Below are 26,051 nucleotides of genomic sequence, written 5' to 3' on the forward strand. Positions count from 1 at the left end.
GAAAAATTCATTACAATACCGTCGCTGGCGGTTTATTGAGTTTGTACTAGCTTGAGGGAATCAGGACAAGGATGGGCCGTATCGCCATGTTGCCAAAAAGCGAGCCATTCATAAGCTGTCATAAATCGTCACTATCTTTACGGTTAAAGCAAAAACTGTTACATTGATCACGTTTTTGCTCGCGTGTAGGACACTATCTACACTAATAATGACAAGATTTGGGCCGCTCTCTAGCTGGTAGCTCTTGGAAGAGTAATTTGCATAATTATATCGAGACGCTTAAAAGTAGACTGGATCAGCACAACCAGCTAAGACTGGAGCGTGCCCGCGCAGCCATGAATGCGCAGTCCGAGCAGGTATTTAACCTGCTGACAGTGTTACTCCACTACAATCATCCGGCGGTACCTGGTTATCTTGATCAGGCCGTGCCTGTAGGCATTGCCGCGTTTGACGTTTCCGAGCAGCAGCAACAGCTGATCGACGATTGTGCGCTCACCAGCCAGTCGACCATCACCCCTCCTCAGCTATCTGACGGTGAATACCCGATCCTTGGCCTATATGCCATGGGTAGTACCTCTTCGCTGGGCCAGAGTCTGACCAGTGATCTTGATATCTGGGTCTGTATCCGTACCGACATGGCGGCGGATGATCGCAAGGCGCTTGAGAGCAAGTGCTCGCTGATCTCTGATTGGGCGATGGCACAGGGCGTCGAGGCCAACTTCTTCCTGATTGACGAAAATCGTTTCCGCGATAACTTTTCCGAGCAGATGACCGGCGATAACTGTGGTTCGAGCCAGCACCTGCTGCTGCTTGATGAGTTTTACCGCTCGGCGGTCCAGCTCGCCGGCCAGCGCCTGATGTGGTTCATGGTGCCGCCTGAAATGGAAGAGTGTTACGACGAATATATCGATTACCTTGATTCGAATGGGTATATCCGCCGTGAAGAGTGGATTGATTTCGGCGGCCTGACCCGGATTCCGGCCGAGGAGTATTTCGGCTCCAGCTTGTGGCAGCTCTATAAGAGTATCGACTCGCCGTATAAATCGGTACTGAAAGCGATTTTGCTCGAGGCATATTCATGGGAATACCCGCACACCCAGCTGCTCAGTGTCGACGGCAAGCGCCGCTTCTTCTCGGAAGATCGCACCGAGTACTGCATGGATGCGTATTACCTGATGCTTGAGAAGGTGACGCGTTACCTGGAGCGTATTGACGATCACCGCCGCTTGGATTTGGTCCGCCGCTGTTTCTACCTCAAGACGCATGAGAAGCTGACCCGTGAGCCGGCCTCCGGCTCGGTGGCGTGGCGTCGTGAGGTTCTGGGCAAGCTGACGTCGGGTTGGCAGTGGTCGCAAGAGGTGCTGCTTGAGCTGGACAACCGCCGTGACTGGAAGGTAGAGCAGGTCAAGCGGGCGCACAACGAGTTGCTCGATGCTCTGATGCTCAGCTACCGTAACCTGATCCGCTTTGCCCGCCGTAATAACATCACTTCGGCGATTAGCCCGGAAGATATCAGTATTTTAGCGCGTAAACTGTATGCAGCGTTTGAGGTCCTGCCGGGTAAAGTCACCTTGCTTAACCCGCAGATCTCCCCAGACCTGCACGAGCCGAACCTGAGCCTGATCCAGGTACCGGCCGGGCGGACCAATGCGGCTGGCTGGTATCTGTACAAGCATTCGCTCGATCCGTATGCCATTTTGGGCCAGCCGTCACTGGAGCATAACCGTTACCTGAGCAAGTTGGTTGCCTGGGCATACTTCAACGGCCTGTTAACCGAATCGACCTGTCTGCACAATGTGGTACGCGATTCTGCGATGGATATCGACAAGCTCTATCAGCTGGTCAGTGATATCCGCAATACGTTCCCGATCCGCCGTCCGCAGCCGGGCCTGCAGGCGCTGTCGAGCCCGTGCGAAATTCGCCAGCTCGGGTTGTTTGTCAACTTGGAAAATGATCCGACGACCGAGTTGAAAAACCGTTCAGTCCGTTTTGACTTTAAAAATACCGATATCTTTAGCTATGGCCCCGAGCAGACCTGCCTGGTCGGCAGTGTGGACCTAGTCTACCGTAACTCGTGGAACGAGGTGCGTACCCTGAACTTCAGCGGCGAAAATGCCATGCTGGATGCGCTGAAGACGGTACTGGGCAAGATGCATCAGGATGCAATCCCGCCGGAATCTGTGGATGTGTTCTGCTACAGCAAGCACATGCGCGGCCTGATCCGGAACCTAGTCTATCAGCTGGTGGCCGAGTGTATCGAAATGCGCCTCAAGCCGGTTGAGCAGGAAAAACGCCGCCGCTTCAAGGCGATTCGTATTGGCGAACAGACCCATGGTCTGTTCTTCGAGCGTCGTGGCGTGTCGGTCCAGAAGCTGGAAAACTCCGTCGACTTCTATAGCTGCATTTCGACCAACAAGTTGTTTGGCTCGGCCAATCTGGTGATGGGCAAGGCCGATGAGCCGCACCCGCCGGAAATTGTCGATGCCTATGCCAGCGAAGGCCTGATCCAGTTCTTCTTCGAAGACTGTGATGCCGGCTATAACATCTACATTCTCGACGAGTCGAACCGAGTCGAAGTTTATCGCCAGTGCAGCGGCGACAAAGATGAGATGGTTCACGGGGTAAACCGTTCTTACACCTCGGCCCAGGACCGTTTCAGCTACAGTGCCAACTTCATCAACTTTAACCTGCCGCAGTTCTACGACATTGTGCACAGCGATGGCGGTGAGCCGCAGGTGATCCCGTTCAAGAGTGGCCAGCAAATCCCGCGACCTTCGGCGGCTGGAGCCGCCCCCAACATGATGTCGCTATCGACACGATAGCCGGACGTCGGGCCAAATAACAAAAAGCGAGAGTCTGTCGGCTCTCGCTTTTTCGTTTCAGGCTGTTTGCCTAGGCCTATGACCAGTCCACCGGCTCTTCGGCGTGAAGCGAGCATTCCTGTTTCACCAGCGAAATCAGCTCGGCCCCGCTACGGGTACAGTGCCACAGGCCGTCTTTGTATTTGAAATGGTAACCGCCTGATTTTGAAGCCAGCCAAATTTCGTGCAACGGTTCCTGTCGGTTAATAACGATTTGGCTGCGGTTCTCAAATTCCAGTGTCAGCACGTTGCCGGTCGTCTCATATTCAATGTCTGCACCGGATTCGTCGATGCCTTCCTCGATGCTCATAAGAACCTCATCGGCTAACTTATGAAATTCTGTATCATTCATCCCATTGCGTCCTATTGCTTTTCCTAGTGTTGGTGCGATTATAGAGGGCAATGAAATGATAATCACTGGCTTTGAAAAATGCGTAAAGGTTTATTGGCAATTTTAGTACTGGGTGTATTGGCACTTAATGGCTGTGGTCAGAGTGGACCGCTTTATATGCCGGACGACTCCGAGCAGCAGCAACAACAGCAGTAACGACAGCGATCAGACAGGGAAGAGACAACTTTGGATTATTTTAACTACCAGCAAGACGGCCAGCTTTGGGCCGAAGACATTGCACTTACCGACCTCGCTGAGCGTTACGGTACCCCTTTGTATGTGTACTCCAGGGCAACACTGGAGCGACACTGGAATGCGTTTGATCAGGCGGTGGCCAACCACCCGCACCTGATTTGTTATGCCGTGAAGGCCAACTCCAATATCGGGGTACTCAATGTGCTTGCCCGGCTGGGCTCCGGGTTCGATATTGTCTCGCAGGGCGAGCTGGAGCGGGTTATCGCCGCCGGTGGCGATCCGGCCAAGGTTGTCTTCTCCGGTGTCGGCAAGACGGCTGCGGAGATGAAGCGGGCGCTGGAGCTGGGTATAAAATGCTTCAATGTTGAATCCGAGCCTGAGTTGGAGCGTCTGAACGAGGTCGCTGGCGAGCTGGGCAAGGTGGCACCGGTATCCTTGCGGATCAACCCGGATGTCGATGCCAAGACCCACCCGTATATCTCGACCGGCCTGCGTGACAACAAGTTTGGTATTGTGTTTGATCGTGCGCCGGAGGTTTACCGCCTGGCACAGAGCCTGCCAAACCTGAAGGTGACCGGTATGGACTGTCATATTGGTTCCCAGCTGACGGATATCGAGCCGTTTATTGATGCCACCGATCGCCTGCTGGCACTGATCGATACCCTTAAGGTCGAAGGCATTGAGATCGAACACCTTGATGTCGGCGGTGGTCTGGGCGTGACATACAGTGACGAGCAGCCGCCGCAGCCTTCTGACTATGCCACCGAGCTGCTGGCTCGTCTCAAGGACCATCCAGACTTGGAACTGGTTTTTGAACCGGGGCGTGCCATTGCGGCCAATGCCGGTGTGATGTTGACCCGAATTGAGTATCTCAAGCACACCGAGCACAAAAATTTTGCTATTGTCGACGCGGCGATGAACGATTTGATCCGTCCGACCCTTTATCAGGCATGGCAGGATATCGTGCCGGTATGCCCGCGCGAGGGTGAGAAGCAGACCTATGACTTTGTCGGCCCTATCTGTGAGACCGGCGATTTCATCGGCAAGGAGCGTACCTTGTGCCTCGAACCTGGCGATCTGCTGGCAGTACGTTCGGCAGGAGCCTATGGGTTTGTGATGGCGTCAAACTATAATACTCGTACACGCGCTGCCGAAATCATGGTTGACGGTCAAGATGCCCATGTGGTTCGCGAACGTGAAACACTGGAGCAATTGTGGCAGTCTGAGCACCTGTTGCCAGAATAACAAGAAGGGACATCATGCAGATCAATTTTTCAAAAATGCATGGCTTAGGCAATGATTTCATGGTGGTGGATTGCGTGACGCAGAATGCATTCTTCTCGCCTGATGCCATCAAGCGGCTGGCCGATCGCCATAGGGGGATCGGTTTTGACCAGCTGTTGGTGGTAGAGCCGCCCTATGATCCGGAAACTGACTTTCATTACCGGATCTTCAATGCCGACGGCAGCGAGGTTGAGCAGTGTGGCAACGGTGCCCGCTGTTTTGCCCGCTTTGTCTGGATGAAAGGGCTCACCAACAAATACCATATTTCCGTCAGCACCAAGGGCGGGAAAATGATCCTGAAGCTGGAAAATGACAACCAGGTGACGGTCAATATGGGGGCGCCGGAGTTCGAGCCGGGCAAGATCCCGTTTCGTGCCAAACAAAGTGAAAAAACCTATATTTTGCGAGCTGGCGATAACACGGTATTCTGTGGCGCGGTAAGCATGGGAAATCCGCATTGCGTGACTGTGGTGGACAATGTCGATACGGCTGACGTCGAGACGATGGGTCCGTTGCTGGAATCCCACGAGCGGTTTCCTGAGCGGGTCAACGCGGGCTTTATGCAGATAGTGAACCGTCGTGAAATCAAGCTGCGGGTCTATGAGCGTGGTGCCGGTGAAACCCAGGCCTGTGGCAGTGGTGCCTGCGCAGCTGTTGCGATTGGTCAGCAGCAGGGACTGCTGGATGAAAATGTAAAAGTGAGTCTTCCGGGTGGCAATCTCCATATTCGCTGGGCCGGAGAAGGCAAGCCATTGTATATGACTGGCCCTGTAGCACATGTCTTTGATGGACAAATAGTATTATGACAGATGTATCCCAACTGGGTGAGCTGCCGGTAGTTGCAGACACCCCGTTGTCCGATCAGGACGTGGCAGAATATCTGCTCGGCAACCCTGATTTTTTTAACCGCCAGCCGGAATTACTGACCCAACTGCGCGTTGCCCACAGTGAGCGTGGTGCGGTATCGCTGGTGGAAATTCAGCTCGACAGGCTACGAGGCCGGGTGCGTGAGCTCGAGGGGGAAATTAATTCCCTGGTAACCGCCGCCGGAAAAAACAGCGAGTTGTTTGAAATCTTTGCCCGCGCCCAGCAGCAGTTGTTTCAGACCCATAATATCTACCAGGCGCTGGTGATCCTTGAAGAGCTCAGCAGTCAGTTGCAACTGGATTTCAGCCTGAAGTTGTTTGACAGCTTTGATGACAACCTCTATCTGGAACGCAAGGCTTTTGAGGGCTTTCGTGTTGCCCATCTGTCGCATCGGCCGGTTTACATGGGCCGGTTGCGCAAGCAAGAGAGCGAGTTGCTCTTTAGCCATCCGCCGCACCTGGGATCTTATGTGGTGCTGCCGCTGGGTATTGAGCACCCAATCGGGGTGTTGAGTTTTGCCAGTGCTGATGGTGGTCATTTCCAACCAGCGATGGATACATTGTTTGTCGAGCAGTTGGCCTTGGTGCTAACTCGCCTGATCCATCACTGGGAATATACCCGCGAGGTAATTGATTGAGTCAGTTGCCTTCCGGGCTGGACAAGCCCCTGCAGCGTTTTTACGAATACCTGCGTAGCGAACGCGAGCTCAGTCTGCATACCCAGCAGAACTACAAGCGTCAGCTGACAACGCTGGCCGAGCAGCTGGTTGAGCTGGAGGTCACGGACTGGCGCGTGGTCGATGCCGGCTGGGTACGCCAGCTGGCGAGCAAGGGGATGCGTGACGGCCTGAAGGCCAGCAGTCTGTCGATGCGCCTGTCGGCGCTGCGCAGCTTTTTTGACTATCTGGTACGCCAGGGTGTGTTGAAGGCCAACCCAGCCAAGGGGGTATCTGCACCACGCAAAGCCAGGCCGCTGCCCAAGAACCTTGATGTTGATGAGATGGATCAGCTACTTAGTGTTGATGAGGATGATCCGCTGTCGATTCGGGATCGGGCGATGATGGAACTGATGTACGGGGCCGGACTGCGTCTGTCGGAGCTGGTAAACCTGGATGTGCGTGATATTAGCCTGAGCAAGGGGGATATCCGGGTGATCGGTAAAGGGGATAAGGAGCGAATTGTGCCTTTTGCCGGGTTGGCTCGCGACTGGGTTGGCCATTGGCTCAAGGTCCGCGGACAGCTGGCGGCCAGCGGTGAACCTGGTTTGTTCGTCTCCAAGCTGGGGCAGCGGATTTCCAACCGCAACGTCCAGAAACGGATGGCGGAGTGGGGCCAGAAGCAGGCTGTATCCAGCCATATTAACCCGCACAAGCTGCGCCATAGTTTTGCTACCCATATGCTCGAGTCGAGCGAGGACTTGCGGGCGGTGCAGGAGCTACTCGGCCATGCCAACCTGTCGACCACTCAAATTTATACCCACCTCGACTTTCAGCACCTGGCACAGGTGTATGATGAAGCGCATCCGAGGGCAAAACGAAACAAACGCTAGTGCGTCTTGCCACCTATTCTGCTGATGTAACCGAGGGCTGATATGCAGTTTTATCGCAACCTCCAGTCGCCTAAGGCGCTGACTTTTGATTTGGATGATACCCTGTACGATAACCGCCCGGTGATCCGGCGGGCCGAGCAGGCGATGCATGACTGGCTGGCTGAGTATCATCCGTGCAGCCACAGTATGGCCCGTGAAGACTGGCTGCGGCTGAAAATGCGTTTGGCGGAGCAGACGCCTTATTTGCGTCATGATGTAAGCCTATGGCGTTATGAAGTGCTCAAAGTCGGACTGATGCAGCTTGGTTATTCACAGGAAAAGGCCGAGCAGGCCGCGCGGGAAGGACTGGAGCGGGTATTGGTTGTTCGCAATCAGATTGATGTCCCGGAGGAAACCCATCGGGTACTGGCCGAGCTGGGTCAGAAGCTGCCCCTGCTGGCTATTACCAACGGCAATGTTGATGCGGACAAGATCGGTCTCGGCCAGTACTTTTCTCGGGTGCTGGTAGCAGGCCGTGACGGTTTGGCGAAACCCGAGCCGGATATGTTTGCCCAGGCTGCGGCCTTATTGGGCACGGCGGCACAGGACATTCTCCATGTCGGCGATCATCTGGTCACGGATGTCGGCGGCGCGAAACAAAATGGCTTTCAGGCCTGTTGGTATAACGATCAGCAGCGCCAGCTGCATCGCGAGCCCAAGGCCAAATGGCTGCCGGATGTTGAAATCTGTCGCTTGTCGCAGTTGCTTGATTTGATTTAATGCTGGCTGAGATAAACAAAAAGGCGATCACGATGATCGCCTTTTTTGATCCGGTTTGAACCGACAAGCCTATTGTTACTCCAGCAGGCTCTGCTTCGGCTCGTTGCTGATCAGCCTGTCGACCGAGATCAGTCCCGCGCCCCAGAATACATTGACCAGCATCATCATGCCCCATAGCTGGTGGTCGAAAAAGCCTTTCTCCCACAGCAGTGGGTAGGACACTACGGCAATAATATTGAAGACGAACAATACCAGTGCCATCGGACGGGTGAATAAACCTAGCGCCAGAAAGACCGGCAGGATCAGCTCGGCGGCAGTTCCCATATAGGCGGCGAGCTGCCATGGCAGCAAGGGAACCTGATATTCATATTCGAACAGGTAGAGGGTGCTGTCCCAGCTGGAGTACTTAACCATGCCGGATTTGAAGAACACCCAGGCCACCCAGAGTCGGGTGAATAACAACAGCAACGGGATAAGAGGTTCCGTAATACGCTGTGCCAGACCGTCAATTTGTTTGATAAAACTCAGCATGCTCACTCTCCCTCTGGCAAACCATGAATGTCGGTAAAAATGTGTCGCTGGACGAGCTCACCGAGCATCGCCAGCATTTCCTCGGAGGCGTCACCAAGGCAGCCTTGCTGCTGGCTGAGCCGGATAAGCCCAGTGGCACCCGGCGTCGTATTCAGTACTATCATCTGATCCGGGCGTCGCTGGATCACCGCAGATTCCGGCTGACTGAGATCAATCTCTTCAATGGCGTTGTCGGTGATCATCTGCCAGATAGTCGCGACCGGGTAGTCGGAGTCGATACAAAATGTTGGTTCGGGTACCTCAAGCCGGATCTGGGGCAAATTGGCCTCGGTCAGCTGCTGTAGCTTGGAAAACGGGAACTGACTGTCGATGGCCGGCGCATGGGCGGCACGATCAAGGTACCATTCGAGGCTGGCCAAATCAGCCAGATATGGCACCGCGTCTACCAGTTCAGGTTGGCTGCTGACGGTATTGCACAGTCCTTCCCCGTAATGGCTGACATCACCCTGCTGCAGCGGGTGAGTAAGGACATGTTGGCGTGCAAGCTGGCTAAAGCACTCGTCACCGACCACGCCTTTGACGCAGGGATAGACCACCTCAAGGATTTCCGACAGGCTGATAATAAAGTTGTTGCGGTAAATCTGGATCAGCTGTTCGGCCGGAAACTGACCGTCAGCAATGTCTGCTGTCACGGTGCTGGGCTGGTAGTGCAGGGCTGCCGCAAAGTCTTGCTGCAGCTGGTGCAGCTTGCCGTCTTTGTCCCGGTCAGGGGGTAAGGATTTGTCCATCTTGCGCCTCCTGCATGATAATGTTGCGTGCCTTGTCGGCTTCCCCGAGCAGGACAGAGAGTGGCGGAATATCCAAATCCCACTCAATCAGGGTTGGTGTCCTGCCGTGTTGCTGTACCCAGCGGCGATAAAGCTGCCAAACCGGTTCGCTGACGGGTTTGCTATGGGTATCAATCCAGATCTCGCCGTCCTCGAACTGCTTGACGGTAAAGCCGGCCAGATGGATTTCTTTTACTGCCGAGGCATCCAGCGCGGCAATATACTGATCACAGTCAAAGCCATGGTTGAAGGCGCTGACGTAAATATTGTTCAGATCGAGCAGCAGGCCGCAGCCGGTGCGTTGCTGGACCTGATGAAGAAACTCCCATTCCGGGATAGCCGAGCTGGCAAAGCTCAGGTAGCTGGACGGGTTTTCGATCAGCATCTGGCGACCGAGATACTCCTGCACCTGTTCTACTTTGCGACAAAAGTGAACCAGTGCTTCCTCGGTGTAGGGTAGTGGCAGCAGATCATTGAAAAACTGCCCGTCGACAGAGCTCCAGCTGAGGTGATCCGAGACGGCAATCGGGTCAATTTCATCAACCAGTTGCTTGAGCTGGCTCAGGTGCTGGCGATCCAGGGGATCGGCCGAACCGAGGGACAAGCCGATTCCGTGGCAGCTAATTGGATAATGCTCGGCAATCTGCCGCAGCTGCTGTCGGGCGGTAGAGGTTGTGATGAAGTAGTTCTCACTGTGGACCTCCAGCCAGCCGATATCCGGTTTCTCCGCCAGAACCTGGGTGATGTGGGGGGAGCGTAGCCCCACCCCAACCACTTGGTGCTGTGTCAGGCCACCCACTTATTTTGCCTCTGGCGAGCTGCCGGCCAGGCGGTCACACAGGCCTTTTGGCACCATGATAAAGGCATCTTTCTGACCGTCGACCTTTGAGGTACCGGCACATGAACTGGTTTTGGTTGCACAGTCGTTTTTACCGGCTTTGGCAACGCCGTAGCATTTTTCTTTGGCTTCGGCGGCAACAGCGGTCGAGGCAGTCATCGCGGTACCGGCCAGGGCAAGCAGACCGGTAACGGCAGTGGCAAGGGCTACGTTGGTTTTCTTCATAATCATTCCTTAGATTGAACTAACAGTACAAGGTGGCGGGGTCATTAAGACGATGAAGTAGAACCACCGGCCAGGCGGTCACATAGACCTTTTGGCACCATGATGAAAGCGTCTTTCTGGTTGTCCGTTTTGGACGTACCGGCACAAGAGCTGGTTTTGGTTGCACAGTCGTTTTTACCGGCCTTGGCTACGCCGTAGCATTTCTCTTTGGCTTCGGCTGCCACAGCGGTTGAGGTGGTCATTGCGGTACCTGCAAGCGCAATAAGACCAGTAACGGCTGATGCTAGAGCGATATTGGTTGTCTTTTTCATAATCATTCCTCTTTAATTTGCTGACTGTTGCTGCATGGAGCAACGTTTCCTTTTGTTATTGTTGGCGCTTCTTACTGCGCTCTCGGAACATAAGAAAGGGCGAGCAGGTTTTTTATTTCACTCTTTCTTAACTTTTTTTTCTGGTGCGTAACATCCTGCCATTTCCAAGCATAGAACAAATACTAAAAGGCAAGCGTTTGAAACTGGTGAATTATCAAACGGCTGTGCAGTTGGAAAGCTGGTTTGTCTGAATCTCCGGGGAGGGTGAAGATATCGAGGCATTCTTGAATTGAGCTGGTATAATCACCAGCATTGTATAAATAACCAGTAGGTAACGATGGACGCTTCACTCCTGTTAGATGGCCTTAATGACAAGCAAAGAGAGGCGGTGGCTGCGCCGCTAGGTAATCACCTGGTTCTGGCGGGTGCGGGCAGCGGCAAGACCCGTGTTCTGGTCCATCGTATCGCCTGGTTGATGCAGATTGAGCAGGCCTCGCCGTATTCAATCATGTCGGTGACCTTTACCAACAAGGCGGCGGCCGAGATGCGCGGCCGGATCAACGAGCTGATGCAGGGCTCGTCGGCCGGCATGTGGAACGGCACCTTCCACGGCCTGTGCCACCGCATGCTACGTGCCCATTATCTGGATGCCCGCCTGCCCGATGACTTCAACATTCTGGACTCCGACGATCAGATGCGTCTGCTCCGCCGCCTGATCAAGGCGCAGAACCTGGACGAGAAACATTGGCCAGCGCGCCAGGCAGCCTGGTATATCAACGGCAAGAAGGATGAGGGGCTGCGACCTGCCAACATCGATACCTTCAATGATCCCGTCGAGCAAACCTGGCTGCGGGTATATACCGCCTACCAGGAAGCCTGTGATCGTGCCGGACTGGTTGATTTTGCCGAACTGCTGCTGCGGACTTTCGAGCTGATCCGCGACAACAAGCACATTCGCGAGCATTATCAGGCGCGTTTCAAACATATTCTGGTCGATGAGTTCCAGGATACCAACAACATCCAGTTTGCCTGGCTGCGCCTGATGGCCGGTCCTGATTGTAACGTAATGATTGTCGGTGATGATGACCAGTCGATTTACGGCTGGCGTGGTGCCCAGGTCGAAAACATCCAGCGTTTCCTGCGGGATTTCACCAATGCCTCGTCGATCTTCCTTGAGCAGAACTACCGCTCGACTGGCAATATCCTGAATGCGGCCAACGAACTGATCGCCAACAACAACGAGCGAATGGGCAAGAACCTGTGGACCGAAGGGGCCGAGGGTGAGCCGATCTCACTGTATTCGGCCTTTAACGAGCTGGACGAGGCGCGTTTTGCGGTTGGCAAGATCAAGGAATGGCGCGATCAGGGCGGTACCCTGAACGAGACTGCCTTCCTGTATCGTAGTAATGCCCAGTCGCGGGTACTGGAAGAGGCGCTTATTCAGGCTGGCCTGCCATACCGCATCTACGGTGGAATGCGCTTCTTCGAGCGTCAGGAAATCAAAGATTCGCTGGCCTACCTGCGTCTGATGTCGAACCGCAATGATGATGCCTCTTTCGAGCGGGTGGTTAATACCCCGACCCGTGGCCTGGGTGACCGGACGCTGGAAACCATTCGCATGGCGGCGCGCGATCGCGGTGCGACGATGTGGCAGGCCAGTGTCGCCCTGCTGGAAGAGCAGGTGCTGGCAGGCCGGGCGGCCAATTCGCTGCGCCGTTTCATTGAGCTGATCAATGCCCTTGAGGATGATACCCGCGATCTGCCGCTGTTCCAGCAAACCGATGAGGTGATCCGCAATTCGGGTTTGCGGGCGATGTATGAGCAGGAAAAGGGCGAGAAGGCGCAGGCGCGCATCGAAAACCTCGAAGAGCTGGTGACCGCCACCCGTCAGTTTGAGGTGCCGGAAGAAGCGGAAGAGATGACCCCGCTGGCAGCCTTCCTGTCGCATGCCGCGCTGGAAGCCGGTGAAGGGCAGGCCGATGATTTTGAGGATGCGGTGCAGCTGATGACGATGCACAGTGCCAAGGGACTGGAATTTCCTGTCGTCTTTATGGTCGGTGTCGAGGAGGGGATGTTCCCGAGCTCGCGCACGACCGAAGAGGTGGGGCGTTTGGAGGAGGAGCGTCGCCTGTGTTACGTGGGCATGACCCGTGCGATGCAGAAGCTGTATATCACCTATGCGGAAATGCGCCGCCTGTACGGCAAGGACAATTTCCATAAACCGTCACGCTTTATTCGTGAGATCCCGGCTGAATACGTCGAGGAAGTCCGGATGAAGGCGCAGGTCTCGCGTCCGGCGAGCAGTGGTCGCTTCAGCCAGACCCAGGTGAACGATAACTTCAACCAGACGGGCTTCAGCCTTGGTCAGCGGGTGCAGCACCCTAAGTTTGGTGAAGGGACGATTATCAACTTTGAAGGCAGCGGTGCCCAGAGCCGGGTCCAGGTTGCGTTCAATGGTGAAGGGATCAAGTGGCTGGTAACCCAGTACGCTAAGTTGGATCCGATGTAATTGATTGATGGCTGCAATGTCGTCAGAAAAAAGCCCGCCATGCTGATGCACTGGCGGGCTTTTTATTTGTCGGATGTTTTTTATTGGGCGATAACCTTGCCTTCACGGCGTGGATCTGCTGCCCCGGAGAGCTGCTTGCCGTCAATTTTGATCGCCTGGACTCCCGAGTTGAGATCTTTGATTTTTATCTCGAACCCGAGTTGCTCAAGCTTGGGGGCCCATTGTTCTGCCGTGGTTCCTTTTTCCAGCTCGAAGGCACCGAAGCGGTTATTCATGTTGGGCAGGTTGATGGCCTGCTGCAGATCCAGTCCCCAGTCGAGATGGCCCACAAGGGTTTTGGCGACATAGCCGATAATTTGGCTGCCGCCCGGCGAGCCGACGGCCAGATACGGCTGCTCGTCCTTCATCACGATAGTCGGGGCCATTGACGAGCGAGGGCGTTTGCCCGGCTCAATCCGGTTGGCAATCGGGTTACCGCCGATATGGCTGCGGAAGGAAAAGTCGGTCAGCTCGTTGTTGAGCAGAAAGCCACGGACCATCAAACGCGAGCCGAAGCCATTTTCGATGGTGGTGGTGATTGAAACAACATTGCGATCACGGTCGACAATTGAAAAGTGGCTGGTGGAAGGCAGCTCCAGCGACTCGTCCATGGCGTAGCGCATCGCATGGGACCAGACCGGCAGGCCCGGTTCGGCTGTGGCAAGGGCTTTGTCGCCTTTTAGCAGCGCAGCACGTTGCTTGAGATAGCCGGGATCGAGCAGGCCATCGGTTGGCATGGGGACATAATCACTGTCGGCCATGTAGCGCCCGCGATCGGCAAAGGCCAGGCGGGAGGCATCACCCAGCAGGCGCCAGCTGTTGACGTCATTCGGGCCCATTTTGTCGATAGGGTATTGGTTCAGCATCCCCATGATCTGGCCGAGGGTCAGGGCGCCGGAGCTTGGTGGCCCCATGCCGCAAATCTCAAACTGGCGGTACGGTGCACAGATCGGCTCTCGTTCCTTGACCTGATAGGTGGCCAGATCCATCACGCTGAGTACGCCGGGGTTCCCCTCTGCATTGCGGACGGTTTTGACAATGTCCTTGGCAATGTCGCCATGGTAGAACGCGCTGGCGCCACGCTCGGCAATTTGCGTGAGGGTGTCGGCATAGGCCGGGTTGGTCAGACGCTGTCCGGCCCGGATAGGGCTTTCGTCGTCATTGAAGAAATAGGCTTTGGTGGCCTGCCAGCGCTGGAGATTTTTCTGATCTTTGGCGACCAGTGCCGCGAGGCGCGGGCTGACCGTAAAGCCTTCGGTGGCGAGTTTTATTGCCGGGGCAAACAGATCGCTCCAGGGAAGTTTGCCGTGACGCTGGTGGGTGTACCACATCAGCTTGACCGTTCCCGGGGTTCCGACTGAGCGGCCGCCGACCACGGCATCGTAGAAGGCCAGCGGCTTACCGTTTTCATCTTGAAACAGGCGCGGCGTCACCGCAAAAGGGGCAGTTTCACGACCGTCGAAGGTGGTAAGGGCTTCTTTTTCTGCATCCCAGAACACCATGAATGCTCCGCCGCCGATGCCGGAGGACTGCGGCTCGGTCAGCCCGAGAACAAGTTGGGTTGCCACCATGGCATCAATCGCATTGCCTCCCTGGCGAAGCATTGCTGCGCCCGCTTCGCTGGCATAGGGGTTGGCGCTGGCGACCATCCAGTCTTTGCCGCTTACTTGCTGCTGTTGGCTGATCCCGGTAGCAGCCTCGGGGGCAACCTGATCGGCCGTTTGCTTGCTGGTATCCTTACTCAGGGCGGTAGGGGCAAGCAGGCAGGCTGCCAGTGCCACAGCCAGACGGGACGTATTCCACTCCATGGTTCATTCCTCATTCGCATACGGGGTGCTTCGATAGCGTAAAAGCAGAATACGTAGCTGTCTAATTGCTGAGCAGTTTTTGTGCTCCTAATCAACAATTTATTACAGGCTTACCATCAGGCTGGCAGGACTAGGCGGAGCAGGATCATACTGCCGATACTGACAAACAGCAGGCCGCAGAGCCCGTCGATAAACGGAGTCCACTGTTGGATTTTCTGCTGCAGCCGCTGTCCGGTCAGCAGCCAAGCCAGTGTGGCAAACCATAGGAAGGAGGTTAGCCATAGCAGGCTGATGGCAGTGGCTTTTCCTGCCACGGACATATCTGCCGGCACCAGGGTCGATAGCAGGCTCAGGAAGAATACCAGTGCCTTGGGATTGAGGATGTTGGTGGTAAACCCCTTGGCCAGCGCCTGTTTGCGGTTACCTATCAACTGCTGGGCAGGGCTTGGAAAGGCATGAGATTCGCTCTTGCGCCAGAGTAACTCCAGTGCGCTCATGGTAGCTCCGATGCCCAGCCAGAGCAGATAGGCACCGCCTGCGGCCTGTAGCATGGCAAACAGGGCGGGCTGCTCGCGGATCAGCAGGCTGGCACCGGTAATGCTCAGAATGGAGTGAAGCAGGATCCCCAGTGATAGACCGAGTGCAATAGTGATACCGGTCTGGCGTCCGTAGCGCCCTGCGTTCTGCACCACGAGGGCAAAATCCGGCCCCGGGCTCAGCAAGGCAATAACATGGACGGTAAGCAGGGTGACAAATGGGGTAAGTTCGTGCATTTCATTTTATCCGGTGGTGGTATAACACGGAATAGCATGCCTAGGTGAGCGCAGGAGCGCTTGTAAAAAATTAACAGGGCTGGCTAGATTTCCGAGGGAGCGACGCCAAAGGCTTGCTTGAAGGCCCGGGCGAAATGGGCCTGATCATAAAAACCAACATAATAGGCGACATCAGTACTGCAGTAGCCAGCCTTGAGCAAGGCCATGGCATGTTCCAGCCGCAGGCGGGCCAGCCAGGCATAGGGTGTCATGCCGGTGGCTTTCTTAAATTGTCTCAGTAGCTGGGACGGGCTCAGGTCACATAGCCTTGCCAGGTCGTCGAGGCTAATTTTCTGATCCAGGTTAGCCATCAGGTAGTCCCTGAGTTGGTGGAGATCTTTGCTACCCAGTGCTACCACTGGTTGGGGGCGTAGCTGGCTGTATCGGCCGAGTAGCTGTGAGAAGTACTCGATCGGCATGCAGTCCTTGGCGAGCTGGGGAAAGTGTGGATTGCCCAGCTGGGCGTGTAGCTGGCTAAGCTGAACAAAGAGTTGGCTGTCGGTCACGTTGTGCTGCGGAAAGTGCACCTGACAGTTGCCCGACAGTTCGCTGGCCTGGTGGTCGAGCCATTCCGGGGAAATGCTGAACACTTTGACTTTGTAGCCTTGCTGCTGGGGCTGGCCGTCATGAATTTCATCCGGCGGCATGATCACCAGCTGACCGGCACCAGCCTGATGACGAGCGCCGTTGAAATAGTATTGCTGCTGCCCATCGGTGATCAGCCCCAGATGGAAATCAAGATGGTAGTGGCGCTTGAAGGCAAAGCTTTGGTAATGTGCATCAATCAGGTTGATGTCATCGATGCCGGATTTTCGGTGGTTGACTTTGTTCATCCTGATCCTTCTAACCGCCGGCAGGCTGAGAGTGCATAGTGCCGTCTAATGTGGTGCCGTTAAATATAGCGCCGTCAAAAAATATGGCTATCAGTAGAACATAAACGACGGATGGCGGCTTGTAAAAAACTGACAAGCCGCCAGTTACCCTTTGTGGCAGGTAGTGAGCCGGACTAGCTTGCCTGAATCCGTTTTTTGGCCCGGCGATGACCCTTGATGCCATCGAAGCTAAATAGTACCAGTGCTCCCCAGATGAAGGCGAAGGTATAGCCTTTGTCGGCGGTAAAGCTTTCGCCGTAGACCGTAATCGCCAGCAGAAACATCAGGCTCGGGCCGATATACTGGAAAAATCCCAGAGTAGAGAGTTTCAGTTTGGTGGCAGCTCCGGTAAAGCACAGCAGCGGAAGCGTGGTAACAATCCCGGCGGCCATCAGCAGCAAGTTGGTACTGATTGGGTTGGCGCTCCAGTCGGCGGTCGGGCTGTCGGCGATCAGCAGTACGTAGATAGCAGCCAGCGGCAGCAGAATACAGGTTTCCATGAACAGGCCGGTTTGGGCATCCAGGTTGACTTTTTTCCGTAGCAGCCCGTAGAGACCGAAGCTGCATGCCAGGGCCAGGGCAATAACCGGCAGTGAACCGAACTGGATCAACTGCACGCCAACCCCGCAGGCAGCCAGCGCGACGGCGAGCCATTGCAGCGGGCGTAGCCGCTCTCCCAGAAAGAACATTCCCAGAAGGACATTGAGCAACGGGTTGATGTAATAGCCCAGGCTGGCATCAAGCATGTAGTTGTTGTTCACGGCCCAGATAAAAATCAGCCAGTTGCCACCAACCAGCAGGGCAGTGGCCGTCAACACCAGCAGTGTTTTGGGCTGGCGAAGCACAGCCCTGACCTTGCCCCAACTCTTACCGATGAAGATCAGTACTGCCAGGAAAAAGAATGACCAGATCACCCGGTGACTGAGAATCTCCAGCGGACTGACATGCTGGAGGGACTTAAAGTAAATCGGTGCAATGCCCCACATGGTGTAGGCGCCAAGGGCGAGCATGACCCCTCGCTGGGTATCTTTGGCTTGCTGGTCCATTTTATCCTTATGTGTATTTTATAAAATTCAGAGAAAATGATGGTATTTTCTAAAAAGGTATGCGGAAGCAGTATAAATCGTGTTCAGGTTGAATGTCATCCAGAACTTTTGATGATTTTGTTAGCACCGGACATGATAAGAAAATCCTGCCCGAAGGCAGGTGGGGATTTGCGAGAAGTATTCCAGGAAACAACATTTTGCCGGCTTGGCTAGGGGAAGCTGCTGTAAGTGTCGTTCACATCGGCGATCTGATTGGTATAGAATAGCCAGCTCGTCAACTACAGAGTCGATTTATGTCATCTTGCAGCGCCGCCGTTTGTCAGCCAGCTTCTCTCGCGACCAGCGAACAGATCTTACAGGATGTGTTCGGCTATCAGGCCTTTCGTGTTGGCCAGCAAGAGGTGATTGAGGCGATAGCGGAAGGCCGCGACAGCTTGGTGATCATGCCAACCGGTGGCGGTAAGTCGCTCTGTTATCAAATACCGGCCCTGATGCGTGACGGGCTGACACTGGTGATCTCGCCGCTGATCTCGCTGATGAAGGATCAGGTTGACCAGCTCAAGGCCAACGGGGTGGCGGCCGACTACCTAAACTCGACCATGTCCCGTGAGGCAATGCAGGATACCTACCGCGCGATGCAGAGCGGTGAGGTAAAGCTGGTGTATGTCTCGCCGGAGCGGGTGCTGACCCGTGACTTTCTCGAGCGTCTTTATGACATGCCGCTAAGCCTGGTTGCCGTCGATGAAGCGCATTGTATCTCCCAGTGGGGGCATGACTTTAGGCCAGAATATGCGGCTCTGGGAACGCTGAAGCAGCATTTTGACCAGCTGCCAATTATGGCCCTGACTGCAACCGCGGATGAAACGACCCGCAATGATATTGTCTCCCGGCTCGGCCTGGTTGAGCCGCATGTTTACCTGGGCAGTTTTGACCGCCCGAATATCCGCTATACCCTGCAGGAGAAGTACAAGCCGATGTCGCAGCTGACTCGCTACCTGGGCGGCGTTCGTGGTCAGTGCGGGATTGTATATTGCAATAGCCGTAAGCGGGTGGAGCAAATTACCGAAAAGCTGTGTGATAACGGGATCCGGGCCGCCGCGTATCATGCCGGCCTGGAGCATGCCGAGCGGGTGAGGGTGCAGGAGGACTTTCAGCGGGATGATATTCATATCGTCGTCGCCACCGTGGCGTTCGGAATGGGCATCAACAAGCCTAATGTCCGTTTTGTAGTGCATTACGATATCCCCCGTAATATCGAGTCCTATTATCAGGAAACCGGGCGGGCCGGCCGTGATGGTCTGCCGGCAGAAGCGGTGATGTTCTATGATCCGTCGGATATGGCCTGGCTGCGCCGTTGTCTGGATGAAAAAGAGGAAGGGCCTCAGAAGCAGGTGGAAAGCCACAAGCTCAATGCAATGGGAGCGTTTGCCGAGGCGCAGACCTGTCGCCGTCAGGTATTGCTCAACTATTTTGGTGAATACCGGGAAGAGTCGTGCGGCAACTGTGATATCTGCCTCGATCCGCCCAAGCGCTTTGCGGCGGTTGAAGCAGCTCAGAAAGCCCTGTCCTGTGTCTATCGGGTCAACCAGAGCTTCGGCATCAACCATGTGGTGGATGTGATGCGCGGGATGCAGAACCAGCGTATCCGCGAGCACGGTCATGACAAACTGAGCACCTATGGTATTGGCCGCGAGCATAGCCACGAGTTTTGGGTGAGTATTTTGCGCCAGCTGGTTCACCGGGGCTTTCTTACCCAGAATATTGTCCGTAGCTCGACGCTGCAGTTGACCGAAAAGGCCAGAGCAGTTCTGCGCGCCGAAGTGGAGCTGGAGCTGGCTGTCCCTCGTCTGGATATTGCGACCCGTAGTGCGAAAAATGACAAGCTGGCCAATCGCCATTATGACAAGAAGCTGTTTGCCAAGTTGCGCAAGTTGCGTAAGGCCATTGCCGACGAGGAAGACTTGCCGCCATATGTGGTGTTTAACGATGCCAGCCTGATGGAAATGGCAGAGATGCTGCCGACGTCGGCGGGTGAAATGCTGGCGGTGAACGGTGTCGGTCACCGTAAGCTGGAAAAGTACGGCAACGTGTTTTTGAACGTGATTGAAGATCACCTGATGGCGGGTGCCGGCGAGTAGTAGATAAAAAAATACCGGACATTCCGAGTCCGGTATAAATGCGTTTAAGAAACATAACGAGTATGTTCTGTTCGCTACAAAACAGCTTGCGTATTTGGTGAGAATGTTAATATCACCCGTTGCTAGGGAATCGGAAACCGACGGGATGTGTTTCCAGTGACTAGGCAACGACCTCATGAAAACATGGATTAGCATTGCTGGCTATAGCCCCTTTATTGCTTGATACGCATAGAAACACTTGGTTACAGGAAAGCTGCCCAGGCCGTATGTGGGGGCGAGCTTGCCATAGATGAAAAGGAATATGTAATGACCGTTTCTTCCGCGCCGTTTGTTTGTCGCGAGCTTGATTTGGAGCAGGGGTTGCTGCTGATCGGTGGCCCGGACTTCGATTTTGATAGTTTTCCCTTGGTAGCCGAACAGTTTCTGAGCCATATTGACGCGACGGTTGTCGAGCGTGAGCTTAATGCCGATCTGCATGTCTGGCTGATTGATTTCGAAGGTTGTCGGCTGATGCTCAAGGGCGAACATTATGCCGGAGCTCTGTGGTTGGAGTGGCTGTCGCCCGATGATAGCGAGACGCTGGCGTTCCTGGCTACCCTACTTGCGGGCTGATCGTTTTGCTTTTTTTGTCGGCAAACGATTGCACAAATTTAAAGCCGTTTTTGGGACTAGGCAACCTAGGCGGTTAATGTATAATCGCCGCTTCGGTTGCTGCGGGCGCAGGTATGAGAGCCTAGCTGCAGTGTTTTGGGTTCCCTCTCCCCCAATGACAAAAAGGTCTGACAATGACTGTATCTCAATTTTCTCTCGCGCAACAACGCAAAGCCTTATCGTTCCTTGTTCTATTTCACCTATTGATCATTGCCTCGAGCAATTATCTGGTGCAATTGCCGTTTACCATTTTTGGTTTTCATACCACCTGGGGCGCCTTTACCTTTCCGTTCATCTTTCTGGCTACGGATCTCACGGTCAGGATTTTTGGTGCAGCCATGGCCCGCCAGATCATCCTGCGGGTGATGCTGCCGGCACTGGCCATTTCCTATGTGCTGTCGGTGCTGTTCTATCAGGGTGAGTATCAGGGCTGGTCTCATTTAGGTGAGTTTAATCTGTTTGTCGCCCGTATCGCGATCGCCAGTTTCATGGCCTATCTGCTGGGGCAGATCATGGATGTCTCGGTGTTTAACCGCCTGCGCCAGACCAAGCAGTGGTGGGTGGCACCAAGCTGCTCGACCATTTTTGGTAATGCACTGGATACGGTAGCGTTTTTTGCTATCGCGTTTTACAACAGCCCGGATCCGTTTATGGCGGAAAACTGGGTCGAGATCGCGCTGGTGGATTACAGCTTTAAACTGATCATCAGTCTTGGCTTGTTTGTGCCTATGTACGGGGTACTGCTCAATTACCTGATCAAGCGCCTGACGACGATTACCCCCAAGCTGGAGTCTCAGCAGGGGCTTATCTGATACAATAAAGGGTATAGACTGACAGCCGACGCTATGTCGGCTTTTTTGTACCCTAAGAAGTAGGAGCGGGAGTGATGAAGATACGCCAGGCAAGTTTGGCTGAAGCCGCAGAGGTATTGGCACGGATCAGTGAGTTTGCCCAGCCTGCCGATGAACACGCACTCGAGGTCCGATTGAGAGGCAAAGCGCCGCTGATCCTCGTGGCAGAGCTGGATGGCCAGCTGGTCGGAGTCAAAATCGGCTACCGCCTGTCCGAGACGTGTTTTTATAGCTGGCTGGGGGGCGTGGCACCTGAGGGGCGCTGCAATGGGGTAGCGCAGGCGCTGCTGGAGGCGCAGGAAACCTGGGTGAGACAGCAGGGTTTCGAGGAGCTGCGGGTGAAATCGCGTAACCGTTTTCCGGCGATGTTGAGGCTGCTGCTAAGGAATGGCTACCTGATTGAACATATGGAGAAAAAAGACGGGCTTGAAGACTACAGGTTGCATTTTGTGAAGGCGCTGGCAATTAAATAACAATTATTCTCAATATAATACTTGCATCTTAAATGAGAATGGTTATTATTAACTTGCACTCAGCAAGGGAGGAAAGCAAAAGGCTCCCTTGTTTGAAGGCACGACATTGCTCACATTGCTTCCAGTGTACTTCAGCTACGGTCTGTGTTTTTAGTGTAGGGCTGAAAACGAACACCAATTCTGCTGAGCGGCGCTTACCAGGTACTCATAACCTCAGGTAACGCCGCTTTTTCTTTTCTGGCGCTTAGGCCAGCTTCACCAGCTCCTTCACCAGTTTGTTGATACCGCTTGCTGCCTCCGAGATACTGCCTGCCAGCATATAGGCCGGGGTCGTCAGGATGCGTCGCTTTTGATCCAGTACGAAATCGTTAACCGGACAATTGATGTGTTCTCCGCCCATTTTGTTGAAGGCGTTGGCGGTGTCCTTATCGGTACCAATGGTTCCTTTAGCCCCCGGACCGTAGATCGTTGGGATCAGGGTCGGGGCTATACACAGATAGGCGGCAGGTTTTTCTTCCTTGGCAAAGGCCTGGCAGGCTCTTTTCACTTCCGGATTCACTTCGCAGCCGGCCCCGGTGAAAGCGAAATCGGAGAGATTTTTGGCTGCGCCAAATCCACCCGGCAGCAACAGGGCATCGTAGTCTGCGGCATGGAGGTTGATGATATCGTCAATATTGCCGCGGGCAATACGGGCTGCCTCGACCAGTACGTTGCGGGTTTCATCCATTTCTTCGCCGGTGATGTGGTTAACCACATGGTGCTGGGCAATATTGGGGGCAAAGCAGTGCCAGCTCGCCCCTTCTTGTTCGATGGCATGCAAGGCCAATACAGCCTCGTGGATTTCAGCTCCGTCAAATACCCCTGAGCCGCTTAAAATAACTGCGATTCTCTTCATTTTGGCTTCCTTTATGGTCAGATATGCCTGTTTTTGCATTCAGATATTCTTATTTCAGATCGATCTGTTAACTTTTTCCACAATTAATGATCATTTTAGGATCGAGGATCTATTTTTGCTTAAGATCTTAAGTTATTGATTTGTATCGGGTTGAATGAAAATCGCATAATTTTCATGTTTTTTGATCAACTGTTTGATTTTAAATACTAACAAAGTTATCCACAGATAATGGCGGCTTGGTGGAAAACATCAGTTAACACTTGCTGGCTGTCATGGCATTCTAGTGCCCTAACTCTTTCATCCCCCGGATATAAGAATATCGTTATGGCAACTATCCCTGAAAATCCACTTATCCTGATTGATGGATCCTCTTATCTCTATCGCGCCTATCACGCAGCACCGAACTTCACAAACTCTGACGGTGAGCCGACGGGAGCAGTATTTGGTGTCGTGAATATGCTGCGTAGTCTTCTGCGCCAGTTTTCCACTGAGCATATTGCGGTGATCTTTGATGCCAAGGGCAAGACCTTCCGTGATGATATGTATCCGGAATATAAGGCCAACCGCCCGCCGATGCCGGACGATCTTCGGGGGCAGATTGAGCCGCTGCATGCCGTGATCAAGGCGATGGGACTACCGTTGATCTCGATACTCGGGGTTGAGGCGGATGATGTGATCGGCACTCTCGCCACTCAGGCATCAAAGGAAAACATGCCGGTGTTGATCAGTACCGGTGATAAAGATATGGCTCAGCTGGTGGATCAGAACATTACCCTGATCAATACCATGACCGATGTTGTGATGGATCCGGCCGGTGTTGTTGATAAGTTCGGGATCGGTCCTGAGTTGATCATCGACTACCTGGCCTTGATGGGCGATAAAGTGGATAACATTCCGGGCGTACCTGGGGTCGGTGAAAAGACGGCCAAGGCGCTGCTGACCGGGATCGGTGGTTTGGATGCATTGTATGACAACCTGGATGCGATCCCGCCACTGGGCTTTCGCGGCTCGAAGACGATGCCGAAGAAGCTGGAAGAGCATAAAGAGGCAGCGTACCTGTCTTACGAGCTAGCGACGATCAAGCTGGATGTCGAGCTGGATGTCAGCCCGGATCAGCTGCGTAAAGGCGAGCCTGATACTGACGAGCTGATAAAGCTGTTCGGCAAGTTGCAGTTCCGCCGCTGGTTGGCAGAAATGCTCGATGGCGGTGACGGTAAGATTGTGGCCGAGGAGCAGTCTGCTCAGCCGGCAGCCGAGAAGAAAACTGTGGCACCGACCATTGATCGTAGTGGTTATGAAACCGTCCTTGATGAAGCAGCGTTTAAGACCTGGCTAGAGCAGCTTAAGGGCGCCGAGGTCGTGGCATTCGACACCGAGACGGACGGTCTGGACTATATGACGGCCAATTTGGTCGGGCTGTCGTTTGCGGTCGAGGAAGGCAAGGCTGCCTATGTGCCTGTTGCCCACGATTACCTTGATGCCCCGGCCCAGCTGGATCGCGACTGGGTACTGGAGCAGCTCAAGCCATTGCTGGAGGATCCGCAGCAGGCCAAGGTAGGGCAGAACCTTAAGTTTGATGCCAGTATTCTGGCTCGCTATGGCATCGAGATGCAGGGGATTCGCTACGATACGATGCTGGAGTCATATGTCTTCAACAGTGTGGTCGGCCGTCACGATATGGACAGCCTGTCCCTGCGTTACCTCGAGCACAAGACCATAAGCTTTGAAGAGATTGCCGGCAAGGGCAAGAAGCAGCTGACGTTCAACCAGATTGATTTGGAACAGGCCGGGCCATATGCCGCAGAAGATGCCGACATTACGCTGCGTCTGCATAATCTGCTGATAGAAAAAGTTAACGCCGACGAGAAGCTCAAGTCGGTATTTGACGATATCGAGATGCCGTTGGTGCCTGTCTTGTCACGCATGGAGCGTACCGGCGTCTTGATTGACAGTATGCTGCTGAGCGCCCAGTCGAATGAAATTGCCGTTCGCCTTGATGAGCTGGAGAAGAAAGCCTTCGAGATTGCCGACCAGGAATTTAACCTCAGCTCGCCAAAACAGCTGCAGGCGATCCTGTTTGAGAAGATGGGGCTGCCGGTACTGAAGAAAACACCGTCAGGTGCGCCTTCTACCAATGAAGAGGTGCTGCAGGAGCTGGCGCTGGACTATCCGTTGCCAAAACTGATCCTGGAGTATCGCGGCTTAGCCAAGCTGAAATCGACCTACACGGACAAGCTGCCTAAGATGGTCAACCCGGCGACGGGCCGTGTGCATACCTCCTATCATCAGGCCGTGACTGCGACCGGGCGTCTGTCATCCAGTGATCCTAACTTGCAGAATATTCCGGTTCGTAACGAAGAAGGTCGTCGGATCCGCCAGGCATTTATCGCCCCGACGGGGTATAAAGTGCTGGCTGTCGACTACTCGCAAATCGAGCTTCGGATCATGGCGCACCTTTCCGGCGACAAGGCGCTGCTTGATGCCTTCCGACATGGCAAAGATATCCACGCCGCAACGGCGGCAGAAATTCTCGGTTTGCCAATCGAGTCGGTGACCAGCGAACAGCGTCGTCGCGCCAAGGCTATCAACTTTGGCCTGATCTATGGCATGAGTGCCTTTGGCCTGGCGAAACAGCTTGATATGGGCCGTAATGAAGCGCAGGACTATATGAACCTGTATTTCGAACGCTACCCGGGCGTGCTGGAATATATGGAAAGCACCCGTACGACGGCAAGCGAACAGGGATATGTCGAAACCCTGTTCGGTCGTCGTTTGTACCTGCCGGACATCAAGTCCCGCAACGGTATGCGTCGCAAGGCGGCTGAACGAGCTGCAATCAATGCCCCGATGCAGGGAACGGCTGCCGATATCATCAAGCGTGCGATGGTATTGGTTGATGAATGGGTCCAACAACAACCTGAAGGCCAAGTTCGACTTCTGATGCAAGTTCATGACGAACTTGTCTTTGAAGTACAGGAATCGGCACTGGAAAGCGTGAGTGCGGAAATCCGCCGCCTGATGGAATCAGCGGCTGAGCTGGATGTACCATTGATAGCTGATGCCGGTACTGGCGATAACTGGGACCAGGCACACTAGACATTAGCCTGATCGGCTTTGTGGTTTAGGAAAGAGTAGCTGGCGGTATGCCAGCTATTTTTTTATAAAAATTAAAGAATGGTAAAATTACTATTAGCTAAAGTTAGTTACGATTTTCTGAAAAAAAATTACAAAAATGACTTTTCAAATCTGTGCAATTGATATACAGTTATCGGCGTAGGGTACAGAGGTAAGATGTTCTATCTTTCAGACCTTTTGTTTCA

At 54.2% G+C, this 26,051-nt stretch carries 24 protein-coding genes; 13 read left to right on the forward strand and 11 right to left on the reverse strand.

The genetic code is table 11. The features are described from left to right. The first annotated feature begins 257 nt into the window (after positions 1-257). On the forward strand, positions 258-2,822 hold the full coding sequence (locus MHN01_RS00565) for a class I adenylate cyclase (RefSeq protein ID WP_239409561.1): 2,565 nt from the start codon (positions 258-260) through the stop codon (positions 2,820-2,822). Positions 2,823-2,898: 76 nt separating this feature from the next. Here the strand turns inward: MHN01_RS00565 and cyaY are convergent, their stop codons facing one another. Continuing rightward, on the reverse strand, positions 2,899-3,213 hold the full coding sequence (gene cyaY, locus MHN01_RS00570; protein ID WP_075762146.1) for an iron donor protein CyaY: 315 nt from the start codon (positions 3,211-3,213) through the stop codon (positions 2,899-2,901). A 78-nt stretch (positions 3,214-3,291) separates the two neighbouring features. Between cyaY and MHN01_RS00575 the strand changes: the two genes are divergently transcribed. The 6 genes from MHN01_RS00575 to yigB are packed head-to-tail and all read left to right on the forward strand — an operon-like array spanning position 3,292 to position 7,905. Then, positions 3,292-3,408 (forward strand): lipoprotein, encoded by a 117-nt coding sequence (locus MHN01_RS00575; protein ID WP_075762147.1) that lies wholly within the window; start codon positions 3,292-3,294, stop codon positions 3,406-3,408. Between the two features lie 30 nt (positions 3,409-3,438). Next, positions 3,439-4,692, forward strand: a complete 1,254-nt coding sequence (lysA, locus tag MHN01_RS00580; RefSeq protein WP_239409562.1) for a diaminopimelate decarboxylase — start codon at positions 3,439-3,441, stop codon at positions 4,690-4,692. 14 nt (positions 4,693-4,706) lie between these two features. Further along, positions 4,707-5,537 (forward strand): diaminopimelate epimerase, encoded by an 831-nt coding sequence (gene dapF, locus MHN01_RS00585; RefSeq protein WP_239409563.1) that lies wholly within the window; start codon positions 4,707-4,709, stop codon positions 5,535-5,537. Next, entirely contained in the window at positions 5,534-6,235 is a 702-nt protein-coding gene (locus MHN01_RS00590) for a DUF484 family protein (protein ID WP_239409564.1), read from the forward strand. Before dapF ends, MHN01_RS00590 begins: the two co-directional genes overlap by 4 nt. Beyond that, positions 6,232-7,146 carry a tyrosine recombinase XerC gene (xerC, locus tag MHN01_RS00595; protein WP_239409565.1) on the forward strand — a complete coding sequence of 305 codons (915 nt, stop codon included), beginning with the start codon at positions 6,232-6,234 and terminating at the stop codon, positions 7,144-7,146. The genes MHN01_RS00590 and xerC overlap by 4 nt, the downstream gene beginning before the upstream one ends. Before the next feature lie 42 nt (positions 7,147-7,188). Further along, positions 7,189-7,905, forward strand: a complete 717-nt coding sequence (gene yigB / locus MHN01_RS00600) for a 5-amino-6-(5-phospho-D-ribitylamino)uracil phosphatase YigB (protein ID WP_239409566.1) — start codon at positions 7,189-7,191, stop codon at positions 7,903-7,905. A gap of 75 nt (positions 7,906-7,980) precedes the next feature. On the opposite strand, the gene MHN01_RS00605 is transcribed toward yigB, so the two are convergent. Genes MHN01_RS00605 through MHN01_RS00625 form a run of 5 tightly spaced genes read right to left on the reverse strand, consistent with a single transcriptional unit; the run spans position 7,981 to position 10,637 of the window. Continuing rightward, a complete protein-coding gene (locus tag MHN01_RS00605; protein ID WP_160655716.1) occupies positions 7,981-8,436 on the reverse strand; it encodes a DoxX family protein in 456 nt (151 codons plus the stop codon). Positions 8,437-8,438: 2 nt separating this feature from the next. Further along, positions 8,439-9,224 (reverse strand): DNA-binding domain-containing protein, encoded by a 786-nt coding sequence (locus tag MHN01_RS00610; protein WP_239409567.1) that lies wholly within the window; start codon positions 9,222-9,224, stop codon positions 8,439-8,441. Further along, positions 9,202-10,053, reverse strand: a complete 852-nt coding sequence (locus tag MHN01_RS00615; protein WP_255724916.1) for a DUF692 domain-containing protein — start codon at positions 10,051-10,053, stop codon at positions 9,202-9,204. Before MHN01_RS00615 ends, MHN01_RS00610 begins: the two co-directional genes overlap by 23 nt. A gap of 9 nt (positions 10,054-10,062) precedes the next feature. Beyond that, positions 10,063-10,326, reverse strand: coding sequence for a DUF2282 domain-containing protein (locus MHN01_RS00620; protein ID WP_239409569.1), 264 nt, complete (start codon positions 10,324-10,326; stop codon positions 10,063-10,065). Positions 10,327-10,370: 44 nt separating this feature from the next. Further along, positions 10,371-10,637 carry a DUF2282 domain-containing protein gene (locus MHN01_RS00625; protein WP_075762156.1) on the reverse strand — a complete coding sequence of 89 codons (267 nt, stop codon included), beginning with the start codon at positions 10,635-10,637 and terminating at the stop codon, positions 10,371-10,373. Between the two features lie 337 nt (positions 10,638-10,974). Here MHN01_RS00625 and uvrD point away from each other — a divergent pair, with 337 nt between their 5' ends. Continuing rightward, the gene (uvrD, locus tag MHN01_RS00630) at positions 10,975-13,146 is read left to right on the forward strand and encodes a DNA helicase II (protein WP_239409570.1); all 2,172 of its coding nucleotides are present in this window, start codon (positions 10,975-10,977) and stop codon (positions 13,144-13,146) included. 80 nt (positions 13,147-13,226) lie between these two features. Here uvrD and ggt read toward each other — a convergent pair whose 3' ends face one another. From ggt to rarD, 4 genes are all read right to left on the reverse strand, one after another. After that, positions 13,227-14,993 carry a gamma-glutamyltransferase gene (ggt, locus tag MHN01_RS00635; RefSeq protein WP_239409571.1) on the reverse strand — a complete coding sequence of 589 codons (1,767 nt, stop codon included), beginning with the start codon at positions 14,991-14,993 and terminating at the stop codon, positions 13,227-13,229. A gap of 116 nt (positions 14,994-15,109) precedes the next feature. Beyond that, positions 15,110-15,766: a LysE family translocator gene (locus tag MHN01_RS00640; protein ID WP_239409572.1), complete on the reverse strand. Its 657-nt coding sequence runs from the start codon at positions 15,764-15,766 to the stop codon at positions 15,110-15,112. Positions 15,767-15,849: 83 nt separating this feature from the next. Further along, positions 15,850-16,638: an AraC family transcriptional regulator gene (locus MHN01_RS00645; RefSeq protein ID WP_239409573.1), complete on the reverse strand. Its 789-nt coding sequence runs from the start codon at positions 16,636-16,638 to the stop codon at positions 15,850-15,852. 173 nt (positions 16,639-16,811) lie between these two features. Then, complete coding sequence (rarD, locus tag MHN01_RS00650; protein WP_239409574.1) at positions 16,812-17,723, reverse strand: EamA family transporter RarD; 912 nt, start codon at positions 17,721-17,723, stop codon at positions 16,812-16,814. A 293-nt stretch (positions 17,724-18,016) separates the two neighbouring features. Here rarD and recQ point away from each other — a divergent pair, with 293 nt between their 5' ends. From recQ to MHN01_RS00670, 4 genes are all read left to right on the forward strand, one after another. Then, entirely contained in the window at positions 18,017-19,861 is a 1,845-nt protein-coding gene (gene recQ, locus MHN01_RS00655) for an ATP-dependent DNA helicase RecQ (protein ID WP_239409575.1), read from the forward strand. Between the two features lie 306 nt (positions 19,862-20,167). Beyond that, positions 20,168-20,473 carry a DUF3630 family protein gene (locus MHN01_RS00660; protein WP_239409576.1) on the forward strand — a complete coding sequence of 102 codons (306 nt, stop codon included), beginning with the start codon at positions 20,168-20,170 and terminating at the stop codon, positions 20,471-20,473. Positions 20,474-20,646: 173 nt separating this feature from the next. Further along, the gene (locus MHN01_RS00665) at positions 20,647-21,324 is read left to right on the forward strand and encodes a 7-cyano-7-deazaguanine/7-aminomethyl-7-deazaguanine transporter (protein ID WP_239409577.1); all 678 of its coding nucleotides are present in this window, start codon (positions 20,647-20,649) and stop codon (positions 21,322-21,324) included. A gap of 74 nt (positions 21,325-21,398) precedes the next feature. Continuing rightward, positions 21,399-21,836 (forward strand): GNAT family N-acetyltransferase, encoded by a 438-nt coding sequence (locus MHN01_RS00670; protein ID WP_239409582.1) that lies wholly within the window; start codon positions 21,399-21,401, stop codon positions 21,834-21,836. A 244-nt stretch (positions 21,837-22,080) separates the two neighbouring features. Here the strand turns inward: MHN01_RS00670 and elbB are convergent, their stop codons facing one another. Then, on the reverse strand, positions 22,081-22,731 hold the full coding sequence (gene elbB, locus MHN01_RS00675; RefSeq protein WP_239409578.1) for an isoprenoid biosynthesis glyoxalase ElbB: 651 nt from the start codon (positions 22,729-22,731) through the stop codon (positions 22,081-22,083). 324 nt (positions 22,732-23,055) lie between these two features. On the opposite strand from elbB, the gene polA reads away from it, so the two are divergent. Continuing rightward, positions 23,056-25,827 carry a DNA polymerase I gene (polA, locus tag MHN01_RS00680; RefSeq protein ID WP_239409579.1) on the forward strand — a complete coding sequence of 924 codons (2,772 nt, stop codon included), beginning with the start codon at positions 23,056-23,058 and terminating at the stop codon, positions 25,825-25,827. Positions 25,828-26,051: the final 224 nt, after the last annotated feature.

It is taken from the genome of Photobacterium sp. OFAV2-7, from assembly GCF_022347985.1.
GTDB lineage: Bacteria > Pseudomonadota > Gammaproteobacteria > Enterobacterales > Vibrionaceae > Photobacterium.